At 73.1% G+C, this 15,568-nt stretch carries 15 protein-coding genes; 6 read left to right on the top strand and 9 right to left on the bottom strand.

Translation table 11 applies throughout. The features are described 5' to 3' along the window. Positions 1-22: 22 nt before the first annotated feature. Positions 23-1,309, bottom strand: coding sequence for an MFS transporter (locus tag ACFP6A_RS00305; RefSeq protein WP_379600673.1), 1,287 nt, complete (start codon positions 1,307-1,309; stop codon positions 23-25). Positions 1,310-1,380: 71 nt separating this feature from the next. On the opposite strand from ACFP6A_RS00305, the gene trpS reads away from it, so the two are divergent. From trpS to ACFP6A_RS00290, 3 genes are read left to right on the top strand one after another with little or no spacing between them, the layout of a single operon-like run. Next, positions 1,381-2,406, top strand: a complete 1,026-nt coding sequence (gene trpS, locus ACFP6A_RS00300; protein WP_379600672.1) for a tryptophan--tRNA ligase — start codon at positions 1,381-1,383, stop codon at positions 2,404-2,406. Further along, positions 2,403-2,969 (top strand): 2'-5' RNA ligase family protein, encoded by a 567-nt coding sequence (locus ACFP6A_RS00295; RefSeq protein ID WP_379600671.1) that lies wholly within the window; start codon positions 2,403-2,405, stop codon positions 2,967-2,969. Before trpS ends, ACFP6A_RS00295 begins: the two co-directional genes overlap by 4 nt. Then, positions 2,966-4,108 carry a YihY/virulence factor BrkB family protein gene (locus ACFP6A_RS00290; protein WP_379600670.1) on the top strand — a complete coding sequence of 381 codons (1,143 nt, stop codon included), beginning with the start codon at positions 2,966-2,968 and terminating at the stop codon, positions 4,106-4,108. The genes ACFP6A_RS00295 and ACFP6A_RS00290 overlap by 4 nt, the downstream gene beginning before the upstream one ends. Before the next feature lie 50 nt (positions 4,109-4,158). Here the strand turns inward: ACFP6A_RS00290 and ACFP6A_RS00285 are convergent, their stop codons facing one another. The 7 genes from ACFP6A_RS00285 to sdhC form a co-directional block, all read right to left on the bottom strand. Then, positions 4,159-5,364, bottom strand: a complete 1,206-nt coding sequence (locus tag ACFP6A_RS00285) for a D-alanyl-D-alanine carboxypeptidase family protein (protein ID WP_379600668.1) — start codon at positions 5,362-5,364, stop codon at positions 4,159-4,161. Positions 5,365-5,635: 271 nt separating this feature from the next. After that, positions 5,636-6,706, bottom strand: coding sequence for an AbrB family transcriptional regulator (locus ACFP6A_RS00280; protein ID WP_379600667.1), 1,071 nt, complete (start codon positions 6,704-6,706; stop codon positions 5,636-5,638). After that, a complete protein-coding gene (locus ACFP6A_RS00275; protein ID WP_379600666.1) occupies positions 6,703-6,864 on the bottom strand; it encodes a hypothetical protein in 162 nt (53 codons plus the stop codon). Before ACFP6A_RS00275 ends, ACFP6A_RS00280 begins: the two co-directional genes overlap by 4 nt. A 302-nt stretch (positions 6,865-7,166) precedes the next feature. Beyond that, positions 7,167-7,988 (bottom strand): succinate dehydrogenase iron-sulfur subunit, encoded by an 822-nt coding sequence (locus ACFP6A_RS00270; RefSeq protein WP_379600664.1) that lies wholly within the window; start codon positions 7,986-7,988, stop codon positions 7,167-7,169. Next, positions 7,988-9,730: a succinate dehydrogenase flavoprotein subunit gene (gene sdhA, locus ACFP6A_RS00265; protein ID WP_379600662.1), complete on the bottom strand. Its 1,743-nt coding sequence runs from the start codon at positions 9,728-9,730 to the stop codon at positions 7,988-7,990. Before sdhA ends, ACFP6A_RS00270 begins: the two co-directional genes overlap by 1 nt. Before the next feature lie 15 nt (positions 9,731-9,745). Further along, complete coding sequence (locus ACFP6A_RS00260; RefSeq protein WP_379600660.1) at positions 9,746-10,222, bottom strand: succinate dehydrogenase hydrophobic membrane anchor subunit; 477 nt, start codon at positions 10,220-10,222, stop codon at positions 9,746-9,748. Between the two features lie 5 nt (positions 10,223-10,227). Further along, positions 10,228-10,608, bottom strand: a complete 381-nt coding sequence (gene sdhC, locus ACFP6A_RS00255) for a succinate dehydrogenase, cytochrome b556 subunit (RefSeq protein WP_379600658.1) — start codon at positions 10,606-10,608, stop codon at positions 10,228-10,230. 197 nt (positions 10,609-10,805) lie between these two features. Between sdhC and ACFP6A_RS00250 the strand changes: the two genes are divergently transcribed. Further along, a complete protein-coding gene (locus tag ACFP6A_RS00250; protein ID WP_379600657.1) occupies positions 10,806-11,915 on the top strand; it encodes a mannose-1-phosphate guanylyltransferase in 1,110 nt (369 codons plus the stop codon). Between the two features lie 32 nt (positions 11,916-11,947). Here ACFP6A_RS00250 and ACFP6A_RS00245 read toward each other — a convergent pair whose 3' ends face one another. Continuing rightward, on the bottom strand, positions 11,948-12,637 hold the full coding sequence (locus tag ACFP6A_RS00245) for an NUDIX domain-containing protein (RefSeq protein ID WP_379600656.1): 690 nt from the start codon (positions 12,635-12,637) through the stop codon (positions 11,948-11,950). 72 nt (positions 12,638-12,709) lie between these two features. Here ACFP6A_RS00245 and nadA point away from each other — a divergent pair, with 72 nt between their 5' ends. Continuing rightward, positions 12,710-13,744: a quinolinate synthase NadA gene (nadA, locus tag ACFP6A_RS00240; RefSeq protein WP_379600655.1), complete on the top strand. Its 1,035-nt coding sequence runs from the start codon at positions 12,710-12,712 to the stop codon at positions 13,742-13,744. Beyond that, entirely contained in the window at positions 13,737-15,512 is a 1,776-nt protein-coding gene (gene nadB / locus ACFP6A_RS00235; RefSeq protein ID WP_379600653.1) for an L-aspartate oxidase, read from the top strand. The genes nadA and nadB overlap by 8 nt, the downstream gene beginning before the upstream one ends. The last annotated feature ends 56 nt before the right edge of the window (positions 15,513-15,568 follow it).

Genomic DNA, 15,568 nt, shown 5'->3' with positions numbered 1-15,568 from the left:
CACCTACGACGTGTGAGGCCACCTACGACGTGTGACCCTGCGGCGGTGCCGCGTGCGCGTCGAGCGAGCGCGGCAGGTCCCGCATCCGGATCAGCGGGGAGAACAGCACCGGCAGCGCCGCCACCGCCAGGCCACCGGCCGCGATCCACAGCGTCGGCAGGATCCCGATGCTGCTGCCGAGCACGCCACCGACGAACGCCCCGACCGGCATCGTGCCCCACACGATGAACCTGATCGAGGCGTTCATCCGCCCCAGCAGCGGCTTCGGGCACAGCCGCTGGCGGAACGACACCTGCACGACGTTGTAGAGCACCAGGCACAACGACATCCCGAACGTGCCGACGAACAGCGCCGGCATCGTCGGCAGCGCGGCGGCGGCCGGGGTCAGCGCGGCGAACGGGGCGGACGCCAGCGCCGACAGCGGCACCGTGCGGCCCTCCCCGACCCAGCGGGTCACCGGTCCGACGACGAGCGCGCCGAGCAGGCCGCCGACCGCGCTGACCGACAGCACGAGCCCGAGCGCCGCCTCGTCGAGCCCGAGGTCGCGCAGCGCGAACAGCACGACGAGCGCGCCCGTGATCGCCCCGAAGAAGTTGCCGATCGCCGTCGTCGCCGTGATCCGCACGAGCAGCGGGTTCCGGACGACGAACGAGAGCCCCTCGGCGATCTCCGTGCGCAGCGGCCGCCGGTCCTCCTTCGCCGGCGGCGTCTCGACGTGCCGGATCCGCCAGACGAACAGCGTCGAGGCGAGCATGAGGACCGCGGTGACGCCGATCGCCAGCGGCGCGCCGACGACCCGCATCAGGACGCCGCCGAGCGCGGGGCCGCCGATCTGGGCGACCTGGTGGGTCGCCTCCAACTTCGAGTTGCCCTCGCTGATCTGCTCGGACGGCACGAGGTCGGGCAGGTAGGACTGGTAGGCGACGTCGAAGAACACCGTGGCCGCCCCGACGGTGAGCGCGACCGCGTACACCTGCCACATCGTCAGCACGTCGAGCAGCCACGCGGCCGGCAGGCTGAGCAGCACGAGCCCGCGCACGACGTCCCCGGCGATGAGCACCCGCTGCTTGCGCCAGCGGTCCACCCAGGCCCCGGCCGGCAGACCGATGACGAGGAAGGCGAGCATCTCGAAGGTGGCGAGCAGGCCCATCTGGAACTCGTCGGCGCCGAGCACCTGGACGGCGAGCACGGGCATGGCCAGGCCGACGAGCTGGACGCCGACCTGGCTGACGGCGTCCCCCATCCACAGCTGACGGAAGTCGTGGTGGAAGGCGAGGCTGCGGGGCCGCGCGGTCGCCGGGACGGTCACAGCGCGCAGCCTACGATCACCCGGACGGGTGCACACCAGGACAGACACCGGCAGGCTGACAGAATGCCGCCATGCCCGAGACGAACCCCGCACGGCCGCGCCTGTTCTCCGGGATGCAGCCGACCGCCGACTCCCTGCACCTGGGCAACTACCTCGGGGCGCTCGTCAACTGGGTCCGGATGCAGGAGACGCACGACGCCACCTACTGCGTCGTCGACCTGCACGCGATCACGGTCGAGCACGACCCGGCCCTGCTGCGCGACCGCACCCGCCGGACCGCCGCCCAGTTCCTCGCCGCCGGGGTCGACCCGCAGCGCGCGACCGTCTTCGTGCAGAGCCACGTGCCCGAGCACGCCGAGCTCGCCTGGGTCCTGGGCTGCATCACCGGCTTCGGGGAGGCCGGCCGGATGACCCAGTTCAAGGACAAGTCGGCCCGCCAGGGCGCCGACCGGGTCAGCGTCGGCCTGTTCACCTACCCGGTGCTGCAGGCCGCGGACATCCTGCTCTACGACGCCGACCACGTCCCGGTCGGTGAGGACCAGCGCCAGCACCTCGAGCTGACCCGCGACCTCGCCCAGCGGTTCAACTCCCGCTTCGGCGAGACCTTCGTCGTCCCGGAGCCGTTCATCGTCCGGGAGACCGCCAAGATCTACGACCTGCAGGACCCGACGTCGAAGATGAGCAAGTCCGCGAGCTCGCCGAACGGCGTCATCGACCTGCTCGACGACCCGAAGCGCAACGCCAAGCGCATCCGTTCGGCCGTCACCGACGCCGAGACCGACGTCCGGTACGACCCCGAGCGCAAGCCGGGGGTGTCGAACCTGCTGTCCATCTACGCCGCCCTGACCGGCCGGTCCGTCGCGGACCTCGAGTCCCAGTACGCCGGCGCGGGCTACGGCGACCTCAAGAAGGACCTCGGCCAGGTCCTCACCGACGTCCTCGGCCCGGTCCGGGAGCGGGCGCTGGCCTACCTCGACAAACCCGCTGACCTCGACGACGTCCTCGCCGACGGTGCCCACCGCGCCCGGCAGCGGGCGAGCGCCACGCTGGCGAGGGTGTACGACGCCGTCGGCTTCCTGCCGGGACGCCTGCCGTGAGCGTCGTGCTGGACGGTGACGTCGCGGGCGTCGCGACCGCCACCATCGGGGTGGCGATCCCGGTGCCGCCTCCTTTCGGGGAGGACCTGCAGCGCCGCCGCGCCGAGCTCGGTGACCCGATGGCCTGCGCCATCCCCGCGCACGTCACCCTGCTGCCGCCGAGCACCGTCCCCCGGGACCGGCTGGACGACGTCCGCGGGCACCTGGCGGCCGTGGCCGCCGTCCAGCAGCCGTTCGACCTGCGGCTGCGCGGCTCCGGGACCTTCCGGCCGGTGTCCCCGGTGGTGTTCGTCCAGGTCGCCGAGGGAGTCCCGCACTGCGAGCGGCTCGAGCGCCAGGTCCGCTCCGGCGTCCTGGCCCGGGACCTGTCGTTCTACTACCACCCGCACGTCACCGTGGCCCACGACCTCGACGAGTCGGCGCTGGACGAGGCGTTCACCTCCCTGGCCGACTACGAGGCCCTGTTCACCGTGGCGGCGTTCAGCATGTACGAGCACGGCCCGGACGGCGTGTGGCGACCGGTCGAGACGTTCGGCTTCGGCGGCGACGGGGGGCAGGTGTGAGCCAGGACGACAGCGTGGTCGAGCGCGGCAAGGAGCTCGCCCGCAAGGCGGCGACGACGCACCCGGTCCGCACCTGGCAGACGTACCTGGCCGGCCGCGGGAACGTCGTCGCCGGTGGCATGGCCTACGCCGGGCTGTTCTCCATCGGCTCGGCTCTCGTCGTGGGGTTCACCGTCTTCGGGCTGGTCCTCGGCCGCCGCTCCGACCTGCGCGAGCCCCTGCTGGAGGCCATCGACGCCCAGCTGCCCGGTCTGCTGGACCTCGGTGAGGGCGGACTCGTCCGTCCGGACGCCCTGTTCGCCACCGATGCCCTGAGCCTGACGGGGGCCGTGGCCCTGGCCGTCGCGCTCTACGCCGGCCTCGGCTGGCTCGACGCCACCCGCGAGGGCATTCGCATCGTGTTCGGCCTGGACCGTGACGACCGACCGCTGGTGCGAAAGAAGCTGCTCGACGTCGTCGTCCTCGCCACCCTGGGCGTCACGATCCTGGCGTCCGCCGTGCTGAGCGTCGGGGTCAACGCCACGGCCGGGGTGCTGCTGCGCTGGGTGGGTCTGGACGGCAGCAGCGTCGGAGAGCTGACCGTGCGCGCCGCCGGTGTGCTCGTCGTCTTCATCGTCGACACTCTCGTGTTCGTCGTCATGTTCCGGCTGCTGTCCGGCGTCCCGCTGACCTGGCGCCAGGTGCGCGTCGGGGCGCTGCTCGGCGCCGTCGGCCTCGGCCTGCTCAAGCTGTTCGGCGGCCTGCTGCTCGGCAGCGCCGGCGGCAGCAACCCCGTGCTGGCCGCCAGCGCGACCCTCGTCGGGCTGCTGCTGTGGATGAACATCGTCTCCCGGATCGTGCTGCTGGCCGCGGCCTGGGTGTCCAGCGACACCAGCGTCGAGGAGGAGCGGGCACGGCGGGTGCCGGTCGGCGCTGGTGCCGGGGCCCCGGCCCGCGCCGGGGTCCCGGCTCGTGCCGGCGTCGCGGACCTACCGGTGGCCGCGGGGCCGCGCGACGTGATGGCTCCGTCGTTCGGTCAGCGCTCCGCGGACCGGGTGACGTTGGCTGCCGGGGCGGTGCTCGGTGCGGTCGTCGTCTCCGGGGTGCGGGTGGTGCGTGGAGCGATTCGGGCGGTCACCGACGGGGTGCGTGGGAACTGACACCGGTCCGGTCCGGACGGAGAGGTCGACCGCCACCGGGCGGCTGCTGGTCAGCCGGCGCGTCTGCGGTTGACCCGGCGGGTCCGGCGGATGAGCAGCACCCGGGCGCGCAGCAGGGCCACGGCGGCGAGCAGGACCGCCAGCACGGTCAGGCCGGTGGCCGCCCAGGCGGGCAGTGCCTGGTCCTCCGGCAGGTCGCTGCGCAGGGCGGTGGCCAGCTCGCTGTCGGCCGCTGGGCCGGCTGTGTCCCCGGCGTCCGCTGTGTCCGCGCCTGCTACGGGAGGCCCGGGTGCGTCGTCCGTCGTCGTGGCGTCGTCCGTGGGCGGTCCCGTCGGGAGCATGCCCACCGGCTCGACGCGCTGCCCGTGCGCGATCGCCCAGTCGAGCAGGTCGCGGGCCTGGCCGGAGGCCGAGCCCTCGGCGCGCATGAGCGTGGCGATGTACCGGTGCCCGTCGCGCTCCACGGCGCCGACGAAGCTGCTGCGAGCCGCCTGGGTGTAGCCGTTCTTGAGCCCCAGCGCGCCCTCGTAGCCGTAGAGCAGCCGGTTCTTGTTGCCGATCTCGAACGTCGGGCGGCTGGCGTCGAACGTCGTCCCCTCACCGGGGAACTGGTAACGGGTCGTACGGACCACCTCGGCGAGCTCGGGGTCGGCGAGGACGGCGCGTCCGATCAGCGCGAGGTCGCGGGCGGTGGACACCTGCCCGTCGGCGTCCAGGCCGCTGGTGTTGCGCACCACCGTGTCGGTCGCCCCCAGCGAGTGGGCGGTCTCCTGCATCAGCGCGGTCGCCCGCGGCATCCCACCGGCCAGCCCGGCCAGGGCGTGGGCGGCGTCGTTGCCGCTGGACAGCATGAGGCCGTGGACGAGGTCGTCCACGCGGTACACCGAGTCCGGGACGAGGCCGACCTTGCTGCCCTCGATGGCGGCGTCCTCGTGCCGGGCGGTCCAGGTGGCCTGCCGGTCGAGGCCAGGGACGAGGGTGAGCAGGGTCAGCAGCTTCAGCGTGCTGGCAGGGGCCAGGGGCGTGCGCGGGTTGTGCGCCGCGAGCACCTCACCGGTGTCCAGGTCGGCGACCAGCCAGCCGGTCGCGTCCACCGCGGGGGGCGCCGGGACGCCGGGTGGCAGCAGGGTGCCGGTGACCGGCAGCTCCTGGCCGCCGGCGGCGCTGTCGGGAGCCGCGACAGCCGGGACGGCTGCCGGGCCGCCGGCGATCAGCAGCCCGCACGCGGCGGCCAGCAGGAGGGACAGGGCGCGCATCGCGGCACAGGGTACGGCCGGCTGCCCGTGACGCGAGCCCCGACGCGCACACCTTTCACGTGCTCAGCCGACAACCCCCCCCGTGATCATGCAATCCCGCCACCCCACACAACCCCCCCGTGATCATGCAATCCCGCCACCCCGTACGACCCCCCGTGATCCTCTGTGAACCTCGGGAGTCCCTTCCCGCACCAGGGCGCGGTAGGCCATGTGCCGCTGACCGGTATCGGACAGGTCGAAGATCCGTGAGGAATCCTCATCGCCGGGGAAGTTACGCGCGGTCTGCGCGTAGCCAGGCGGCTATGAGCGGGGCGCCGAGCAGCATCACGAACAACCGCAGCACCTGGACCGCGAGTACGAAGACGGCATCCGCTCCGCTGTCCGTCGCGGTCGCCAGGACGGCGTACAGCCCGCCGGGGGTGGTCGCCAGGTAGCCGACGAGCGGGCTGACACCGGCGACCTCGGACAGCAGCACCCCCAGGCCGGCGCAGGCCACGATCAGGGCGAGGATCAGCACCAGCGCCAGCGGCATCGCTCGGCCGATCAGGCGCAGGCTGGAGCGGGTGAAGCTGACCCCGACCTGCAGGCCGATCACAAGGAAGGCCGCGTTCGCCAAGGCGTCGGGCACTGTCGCGCCGTCGGAGATGCCGGCGAGGACGGCGACCGCAGCGGCGAGCATCGGACCCAGCAGCGACGCCACCGGCACCCGGGCCAACCGGGCCACCACGAGGCCCACCACCGCGCACGCCGCAGTGAACAGCAGGTCGGCTGGCCACCCGGGACCTTGCGGGGCCGGCGGTGCGAGGGCGGTGCCCGCGCCCGCCGAGGCCCCGTACACCGTCGCCGCGACCACCGGCATCAGCACGACGATCAGCAGCACCCGCAGGTACTGCAGGACAGCAACCATCCGGTCGTCCGCTCCCAGGTCGCGGGCCATCGCCGTGATCCCCGACGCGCCCCCGGCGATCATCGCGAACACCCCGGTCACCGGTGAGATGCCGCGCTGCAGCTGCAGCACCAGGCCCGTGGCTACGCTGAGCGCCAACGTGGCGACCGTGACCAGCAGCACGACCGGCCAGTTCTCGCCCACCGCCCGCAGCGTCTCGACGTCCACCAGGGCACCGACCGTGACGCCAAGCACCGCCTGAGCCGCCGTCCCGGCCGAGGACGGCACTCGTATCGGCGTCGTCAGGCCCAAGGCGTACACCAGCCCCGCGACGAGCCCACCGAACAGGGCGGCGGAGGGCAGCCCGGCGATGTTGAACGCGACGGTGAGGCCCAGCGCCACGACCATGAGGCTCACACCTGCACGCAGCTGCCGCCACCGTCGTCCGTCGCTCAACCGTCCCCCTTCCGCCTTCGGCCGCGGCGCAGGAAGTCACGCACTCCAGTGGTGTCGGTCGGTGGGGTTCGTCGAGACAGCACCCCGACGATGATCTGCTTGTCGGTCGCCGCGGCTTGAGCGTTGTGGCCCTGCGCGAACTCGGGCTTGTCCTTCATCGGGCCGAGGACGGCTCGTACGCCGCCCGCCGCTGCCCCGCTACCGGGCATACCGCCGGCACGTCCAGCCGCGCGAGCGCAATCGCAGACGGAGGACGCCAGATGATCCTTCGGCAGCTACTCCACAGGATCCGGCGGTAGCACGAACGGCTGTCCCGCCCGCGAGTCGATGAAGTTCTGCGGCACACTCTGACCCTCCCAATCCGCCACGACGAGCTCCGGCAGGCGCGCCTGTACGCGACAGACTCGGTCACGGGGGGGTCGTGCGGGGTGGCGGGACTGCATGATCACGGGGGAGGGGTCTAGAGCTTGCGGGTGAGGAGGGCCTGCTTGACCTCGGCGATGGCCTTGGTGACCTGGATCCCGCGCGGGCACGCGTCGGTGCAGTTGAACGTCGTCCGGCACCGCCAGACGCCCTCGCGGTCGTTGAGCACCTCGAGCCGCAGGTCCGAGCCGGTGTCGCGGCTGTCGAAGATGAACCGGTGCGCGTTGACGATCGCCGCCGGCCCGAAGTACTGGCCGTCGGTCCAGAACACCGGGCAGGACGTCGTGCAGGCGGCGCACAGGATGCACTTCGTCGTGTCGTCGAAGACCTCCCGGTCCGCCTGGCTCTGCAGCCGCTCGCGGGTCGGCTCGTGGCCGTCGGTGATGAGGAACGGCATGACCTCGCGGTAGGACTGGAAGAACGGCTCCATGTCCACGACGAGGTCCTTCTCCACCGGCAGGCCCTTGATCGGCTCGACCGTGATCGGCTTGCTGGGGTTGAGGTCCTTGAGCAGCGTCTTGCAGGCCAGCCGGTTCTTGCCGTTGATCCGCATGGCGTCCGACCCGCAGACGCCGTGCGCGCACGAGCGCCGGAAGGTCAGCGACCCGTCCTGCTCCCACTTGACCAGGTGCAGGGCGTCCAGCAACCGGTCCGTGCCGTGCACGGTGACGGTGTAGTCCTCCCAGTGCGGTTCGTCGTCCGTCTCGGGGTTGTACCGGCGGATCCGCAAGGTGACGTCGAAGGTCGGCACCACGCCCGCGCCGCCGGCGTCGGCCGCCTGCGAGGAGCGCTCGTCCTGACCGCCGGGGGTGCCCTCCACCGACGCCTGCTCCGGTTCGATCTCGTTCTGCTGAGCCATCAGTACTTGCGCTCCATCGGCTGGTAGCGGGTGACGGTCACCGGCTTGTACTCCAGCCGGATGGAGTGGCTGCCGTCCGGCTCGGCCTGCCGGTAGGCCATCGTGTGCCGCATGTAGTTGACGTCGTCGCGGGTCGGGTAGTCCTCGCGGAAGTGCCCGCCGCGGGACTCCTTGCGCTCCAGCGCCCCGTGCACGATGACCTCGGCGAGGTCGAGCAGGAAACCCAGCTCGACCGCCTCGAGCAGGTCGGTGTTCCAGCGGCGGCCCTTGTCCTGCACCGACACCCGGCGGTACCGCTGCTGCAGCCGCTGGATGTCGTCCAGGGCCTGCTTGAGCGTGGTCTCGGTGCGGAACACCTGCGCGTTGCGGTCCATCGTCTCCTGCAGCTCGGCCCGCAGGGTGGCGACGCGCTCGCCGTCGCTGCGGCCGCGCAGCTCCTCGAGCAGGTTGACGACGTCGGTCTCCGGCTGCTCGGGCAGCTCGACGAAGGGGGCGCTCGCCGCGTACTCGGCGGCCCGGACGCCGGCCCGGCGGCCGAACACGTTGATGTCGAGCAGGGAGTTGGTCCCCAGCCGGTTGGCCCCGTGCACGCTGACGCAGGCCACCTCGCCGGCGGCGAACAGGCCCGGGACGACGGTGTCGTTGTCGGCGAGCACCTCGGTGTCGACGGTGGTCGGCATGCCGCCCATGGCGTAGTGCGCTGTCGGGAACACCGGCACCGGCTCGGTGTACGGCTCGACGCCGAGGTAGGTGCGGGCGAACTCGGTGATGTCCGGCAGCTTGGCGTCGATGTGCGCGGGCTCGAGGTGGGTGAGGTCCAGCAGGACGTAGTCCTTGTTGGGACCGCAGCCGCGGCCCTCGCGCACCTCGTTGGCCATCGCCCGGGCGACCATGTCGCGCGGGGCGAGGTCCTTGATGGTGGGGGCGTAGCGCTCCATGAACCGCTCGCCCTCGCTGTTGCGCAGGATGCCGCCCTCGCCGCGCGCCGCCTCGGACAGCAGGATGCCCAGGCCGGCCAGGCCGGTCGGGTGGAACTGGAAGAACTCCATGTCCTCCAGCGGCAGCCCACGGCGCAGCGCGATCGCCATCCCGTCACCGGTGAGGGTGTGCGCGTTCGACGTGGTCTTGTACACCTTGCCGGCCCCGCCGGTGGCGAAGACGACGGACTTGGCGCGGAAGACGTGGATCTCCCCGGTGGCGAGCTCGTAGGAGACCACGCCCGCGGTGCGCCCGTCCGCCATCAGCAGGTCGAGCACGTAGAACTCGTTGAAGAACTCCACCTCGTGCTTGACGCACTGCTGGTAGAGGGTCTGCAGGATCATGTGCCCGGTGCGGTCTGCGGCGTAGCACGAGCGGCGCACCGCGGCCTCACCGTGGTTGCGGGTGTGCCCGCCGAAGCGGCGCTGGTCGATCCGGCCCTCCGGCGTCCGGTTGAACGGCAGGCCCATCTTCTCCAGGTCGAGGACGGCGTCGATCGCCTCCCGGCACATCACCTCGGCGGCGTCCTGGTCGACGAGGTAGTCGCCGCCCTTGACGGTGTCGAAGGTGTGCCACTCCCAGTTGTCCTCCTCGACGTTGGCCAGGGCGGCGCACATCCCACCCTGGGCCGCGCCGGTGTGGGAGCGGGTCGGGTACAGCTTGGTGAGCACGGCGGTGCGGGCGCGCTGCCCGGACTCCAGGGCCGCGCGCATGCCGGCGCCACCGGCACCGACGATGACGACGTCGTAGACGTGAGTCTGCATGGTGTCCGCTCTCTCTCAGCCGGCGCAGAAGGACGGCAGCAGCTCGGGGTCCGCACCGACGGGGCACGGTTCGAAGGTGAAGATGACGAGCGTGCCGAGGACGACGACGACGACGAACGCCGTGTACAGCAGCAGCTTCAGCCACATCCGGGTGCCGTCGCGCTCGGCGTAGTCGTTGATGATGGTGCGGACGCCGTTGGTGCCGTGGAGCATCGCCAGCCACAGCATGAGCAGGTCCCAGACCTGCCAGAACGGGCTGGCCCACTTGCCGGCGACGAAACCGAAGTCCAGGGCGCTGATCCCGTCGCCGACCATGAGGTTGGCGAACAGGTGGGTGAGGACGAGGACGATGAGCAGGACGCCGGACAGCCGCATGAACAGCCAGCTGTAGAGCTCGTAGTTGCTGCGGGTGGACTTCGTCCGGCGGTAGGGCGAGCGTGGCGCGTCGAGCGCCGGCGTCGTGGCGGCCGGGGTACCAGGTGCGGTCGACATCGCGGTCACTCTCCCCCGAAGACGTTGCCGAGGTGGCGGACGAGGAACGGCACCATGACCACGACCCAGGTCCCCAGGACGCCGTACAGCAGGTGGCGCTGGTAGCGGGTGCCCTTGGACCAGAAGTCCACGAGCATGATCCGCAGGCCGTTGAGACCGTGGAACAGCACCGCGCCGACGAGACCGGCCTCGGCGAGGCCGACGACCGGGTTCTTGTACGTCGCGATCACCGAGTTGTACGCCTCGGGGCTGACCCGGACCAGGGACGTGTCGAGCACGTGCACGAGCAGGAAGACGAAGATCAGGAAGCCGGTGACGCGGTGCGCCACCCACGACCACATGCCTTCGGTCTGGCCTCGGTACAACGTGCCGGGTGCGCTGGGCACGGCCGGACTCCTTCCTGACAGCAACGGGACGCGGACGCCCACCCGGGCGCTGCCGGCGGACCGCGACGTCCGTGATGGCGTCACTGTAGTGCGGCACACACCCCCGTCCACGCTCCGGGCGCCGAGAGTGACGAAATCCTCAGTGACATCCTCAGGACGGCCGCGCCCCGGCCTGCCCGCGTGCCAGGATCGCCGGCGTGACGTCGTCCGTGCTCCCGGGGTTCTGGGCCGTCGTGCCCGCCGGGGGAGCCGGGACCCGGCTGTGGCCGCTGTCCCGCGCGGCCGCGCCGAAGTTCCTGCACGACCTCACCGGGGCCGGGCGCACCCTGCTGCAGTCGACGTGGTCCCGGCTCGAGCCGCTCACCGGTCCCGAGCGGCTGGTCCTGGTCACCGGACGTCCGCACGCCGACGCCGTCCGGGCCCAGCTGCCGGCGCTCGCCGAGGCCAACCTGCTGCTCGAGCCCTCCCCCCGGGACTCGATGGCGGCGATCGGCCTGGCCGCCGCCGTGGTGCTCCGCCGCGACCCGGACGCCGTGGTCGGCTCCTTCGCCGCCGACCACGTGATCGGGGACGTCGAGGCCTTCCGGGACGTCGTCCGGCAGGCGGTGGCCGTCGCCCGGCAGGGGTGGGTGGTCACCATCGGGATCGAGCCGACCGGTCCGGCGACCGGTTTCGGGTACGTCCGGGCCGGTGAGGCCCTGGACGTCGAGGGGGCGCCCACCGCGGTCCGGGCCGAGGAGTTCGTCGAGAAGCCGGACGCCGCCACCGCCGCGGCCTACGTGGCGGCGGGGGGCTACCGGTGGAACGCCGGGATGTTCGTGTCCCGCGCCGACGTGCTGCTCGGGCACCTGCAGCGCGAGCACCCCGAGCTGGCCGGCGGCCTGGACCGGATCGCCGCGGCCTGGGACGGGCCGCACCGCGAGGCCGTGCTCGAGGAGGTGTGGCCGGGGCTGACCCGGATCGCCATCGACCACGCGGTCGCCGAGCCGACCGCCGCCCGCGGCGGGGTGGCGCTCGTGCCGGCCACCTTCGACTGGGACGACGTCGGCGACTGGGACTCCCTGGCCGCGCTGCTGCCGGGTGCGGACGAGGGGACGGCGGTGCTCGGCGAGGGCCACGTCGTGGCGCTGGGTGGCCGCGGCGTCGTCGTCCCTGGGTCCGGTCGGACCGTCGCCGTCGTCGGGCTCGACGACGTCGTCGTCGTCGACACCCCCGACGCGGTGCTCGTCGTCCCGAGGTCCCAGGCGCAGCGCGTGAAGCAGGTCGTCGACGCGTTGCGGGAGGCGGGGCGCGCCGACCTGCTGTAGGCGGCTGTCGTCACGGCTGACCGGGGGGTGGTTCAGCGTGGCCGCAGCGCGGCGAACGGGTCGGTGACCTGCAGCGTCCGGCTGGTGAACTCGTACCTGGCCGCCGGCCTGCCGCCGGACCGGCCGGGTGCTGCGACCTGTCCCGTGGCCCGCAGGGCGCCTCGCCGGAGCAGCACCCGCTGCAGGTTCGTGGCTGACACGTCGTAGCCCAGGGCGGCGGTGTAGATCTCCCGCAGCTCCGAGATCGTGAAGGTGCGTGGGGCCAGGGCGAACCCGAGGTTGGTGTAGGAGAGCTTGGCCCGCAGCCGGGCCACGCCGGAGTCCACCAGCGACCCGTGGTCGAACGCCGTGGCTGGCAGCCCCTGGTAGGGGTGCCACGCGGTGTCGGGGGGCACCGCCGGGTCGCTGTCGCTGGGCACCAGTCCGAGGTAGGCCGTCGCCAGCCGCCGTTCGCGCGGGTCGCGCCGGGGGTCGCTGCGGGTCTCCAGCTGCTCGAGGTGCGTGATCTCCCGGACGTCGACCTTGTCCGCGAGCTGGCGGGCCAGCGACGTCCCGAGCCGCTCGTCAGTCCCGAGGGCTCCGCCCGGCAGGGCCCAGCAGCCCTGGAAGGGCTCCCGCGCCCGCTGCCAGAGCAGGACGCTCAGCCGGCCGTCGCGGACGCTCAGGACCACGGCGAGCGCTTCGTGCGGGTAGCACGGCCACCGGGACGACGTAGACGTCATGGCCGGGCAGGGTATACAGTCCCGGCAGGTTTTTGCCCGACGGGCGATAACCTCTGACGTGAGGAGCCCGAGATGACGGCGCGTGAGATGACGGTGCCCGTACCGACCGTGGCCGGGACGACGACGGCCGGGCAGGCCGGCCTAGACCCGGACTGGGCGCGCCAGGTGCGTCGCCTGCTGCGGGAGCGGGACGCCGTCCTGCTGGCGCACAACTACCAGGACCCGCGGATCCAGGACGTCGCCGACCACGTCGGGGACTCCCTGGCGCTGTCCCGGATCGCCGCCGGGAGCGACGCCTCGACGATCGTGTTCGCCGGCGTCCACTTCATGGCCGAGACCGCCAAGATCCTCGCGCCCGACCGCACGGTGCTCATCCCGGACGCCGCCGCGGGCTGCTCGCTCGCCGACACGATCACCGCCGACCAGCTGCGCGCCTGGAAGGCCGAGCACCCGGGGGCTGTGGTGGTGGCGTACGTGAACACCACCGCCGAGGTGAAGGCCGAGTCCGACGTGTGCTGCACGTCGTCCAACGCCGTGGACGTCGTGCGGTCGCTGCCGGCCGAGTCCGACGTGCTGTTCCTGCCCGACCAGTTCCTCGGGTCCCACGTGCGGCGGGTGACCGGGCGGCAGAACATGCACGTCTGGATGGGGGAGTGCCACGTGCACGCCGGCATCTCCGCGACCCACCTGCGCGAGCGGGTCGCCGCGGAGCCCGAGGCCGAGGTGCTCATCCACCCCGAGTGCGGCTGCGCGACCCCGGCGATGTGGCTGACGTCGGTCGGAGACCTGCCCGCCCAGCGGACCCACGTGCTGTCCACCGGGGGGATGCTCGAGCACGCCCGCCGGACCAGCGCTACGAAGGTCCTCGTCGCCACCGAGGTGGGCATGCTGCACCAGCTGCGAAAGGCCAACCCGGGGACCGTCTTCGAGCCCGTCAACGAGCGGGCGGTGTGCCGCTACATGAAGATGATCACCCCGGAGAAGCTGCTGCGCTGCCTGCGTGAGGGTGTCGACGAGGTGACCGTGGACCCGCAGGTCGCCGCCCGCGCCCGCCAGGCCGTGGAGCGGATGATCGCGATCGGCACGCCGGCGGCCGGCGGTGAGTGAGCCGGCACGGGAGGAGCTGCCGCCTCCCCCTGCCCTGGAGTCCGTGGACGCCGACGTCGTCGTGGTCGGGGCCGGCGTCGCCGGAGCGGCCGCCGCGCTCGCTGCGGCAGCAGGCGGCCGGCGGGTGCTCGTGGTCGTCAAGGGCCACGCCGGCGACGGTGCGACGCGATGGGCCCAGGGCGGTCTGGCGGCGGCGCTCGACCCGGCGGACTCGGTCACGGCCCACCGCGAGGACACCCTCACCGCCGGGGCGGGACTGTGCGGCCAGGAGGCGGTCGGCGCCCTGGTCGCGGCCGCGCCCGGCGCGATCACCGACCTGCTCCGGCTGGGCGCCCGGTTCGACCGTGCCGCCGGCGCGGGCGGGCGGCTCGCGCTGACCCGTGAGGGTGGCCACCGGCACCGCCGCGTCGTCCACGCCGGGGGCGACAGCTCCGGGGCGGAGGTCAGCCGGACCCTGCTGGCGGCGCTGGCCGCCTCCACGGCCGACGTCTGGGAGCACACCGTCGCCCTCGACGTCCTGCTCGACGGCCGCGGCCGCGCCGGTGGCCTGCTCGTCGGCCACCTCGACGACGCCGGCCGGCTCTGCGCCGTCCGGTCCGTGCACGCCCGCGCCGTCGTCCTGGCCACCGGCGGCCTCGGCCAGGCCTTCCACGTCACGACGAACCCCGCCGCGGCCACCGGCGGAGGGCTGGGTCTCGCGCTGCGTGCGGGCGCCCGGCTGGCGGACGTCGAGTTCGTCCAGTTCCACCCGACCGTGCTCTGGCAGGGGCCGGAGGCACGCGGCCAGCAGGTGCTGGTGACCGAGGCGCTGCGGGGCGAGGGTGCCGTGCTGCTGGACGACGCGGGACGCCGGTTCCTGCCCGCGGTGCACCCGCAGGCCGAGCTGGCACCACGCGACGTGGTGGCGGCGGCCATCCACGCCACGATCGCCGCCGGCAGAGCCGCTGGCGGGGCTGCCGAGCACGTCTGGCTGGACGCCACCGGTCTGGGCCGGGCGGTGCTCGAGCGCCGGTTCCCCACCGTGCTGGCCGCCTGCCGGGCCGCCGGCGTGGACCCGGTGAGCGAGCCGATCCCGGTGGCTCCTGGCGCGCACTACGCCTGCGGTGGGGTGCGCGCCGACCTCGACGGCCGGACCGACGTCCCCGGGCTGTTCGCCGTCGGGGAGGTCGCTGCCACCGGTGTGCACGGCGCCAACCGGCTGGCCTCCAACTCCCTGACCGAGGGCTTCGTGGCGGGGACGCGAGCCGGCCGGCTGCTCGCTCGGGACCTGGCCCGCACGGGTGACCCGGCCGGCCCGGACGACGCGGGGGACCTGGCAGTCCCGTCGCCCCCCGCCGCCGGAGTCGACCCGCGGACCAGGTCCGCCACCGCGCACGAGACCTCCCGTGGGGCCGGCGTGCTGCGCAGCCGGGACGGCCTCGAGCGGCTGCTGACGCACCTCAGCCGTGTCGCTGAGCGGCCGGCTGCCGGCCCGGTGCGCACCCTCGCCGATGTGGAGGCCGCCGAGCTGCACCTGGTGTCGACCGTCGTGGCGACCGCGGCGCTGGCCCGGGCGGAGAGCCGGGGCTGCCACCGCCGCTCGGACGCCCCCCAGACCCGCCCCGACCTGGCGCGCCGGCTCGTGCTGCGGCTCGTCGACGGCCGGGTCGTCGTCGCCACCGAGACGCACAGAATGCTGGATCTGCCGCCGCAGCGTCGGCGTGTTGCGCCAACAACCCAGCACTCTGCGAGCGGGCGGCGGGGGCTGGTGGGTGGCGGGATTGCATGATCACGAGTGGGTGGGGAGGGTGGCGGGATTGCATGATCACGAAGAGGGTGGGGAGG

Origin of the sequence: Quadrisphaera sp. GCM10027208 (assembly GCF_042658805.1) — a bacterium.
Taxonomy (GTDB): domain Bacteria; phylum Actinomycetota; class Actinomycetes; order Actinomycetales; family SCSIO-59966; genus SCSIO-59966.
This window is presented reverse-complemented; position numbering and strand designations above follow the sequence as displayed.

Coding starts and splice junctions, on each gene's coding strand:
- trpS (WP_379600672.1), top strand. CDS start 1,381: ATGCCCGAGACGAACCCCGCACGGCCGCGCCTGTTCTCCGGGATGCAG.
- ACFP6A_RS00285 (WP_379600668.1), bottom strand. CDS start 5,364: ATGCGCGCCCTGTCCCTCCTGCTGGCCGCCGCGTGCGGGCTGCTGATC.
- ACFP6A_RS00275 (WP_379600666.1), bottom strand. CDS start 6,864: ATGAAGGACAAGCCCGAGTTCGCGCAGGGCCACAACGCTCAAGCCGCG.
- ACFP6A_RS00270 (WP_379600664.1), bottom strand. CDS start 7,988: ATGGCTCAGCAGAACGAGATCGAACCGGAGCAGGCGTCGGTGGAGGGC.
- sdhA (WP_379600662.1), bottom strand. CDS start 9,730: ATGCAGACTCACGTCTACGACGTCGTCATCGTCGGTGCCGGTGGCGCC.
- ACFP6A_RS00260 (WP_379600660.1), bottom strand. CDS start 10,222: ATGTCGACCGCACCTGGTACCCCGGCCGCCACGACGCCGGCGCTCGAC.
- ACFP6A_RS00245 (WP_379600656.1), bottom strand. CDS start 12,637: ATGACGTCTACGTCGTCCCGGTGGCCGTGCTACCCGCACGAAGCGCTC.
- nadA (WP_379600655.1), top strand. CDS start 12,710: ATGACGGCGCGTGAGATGACGGTGCCCGTACCGACCGTGGCCGGGACG.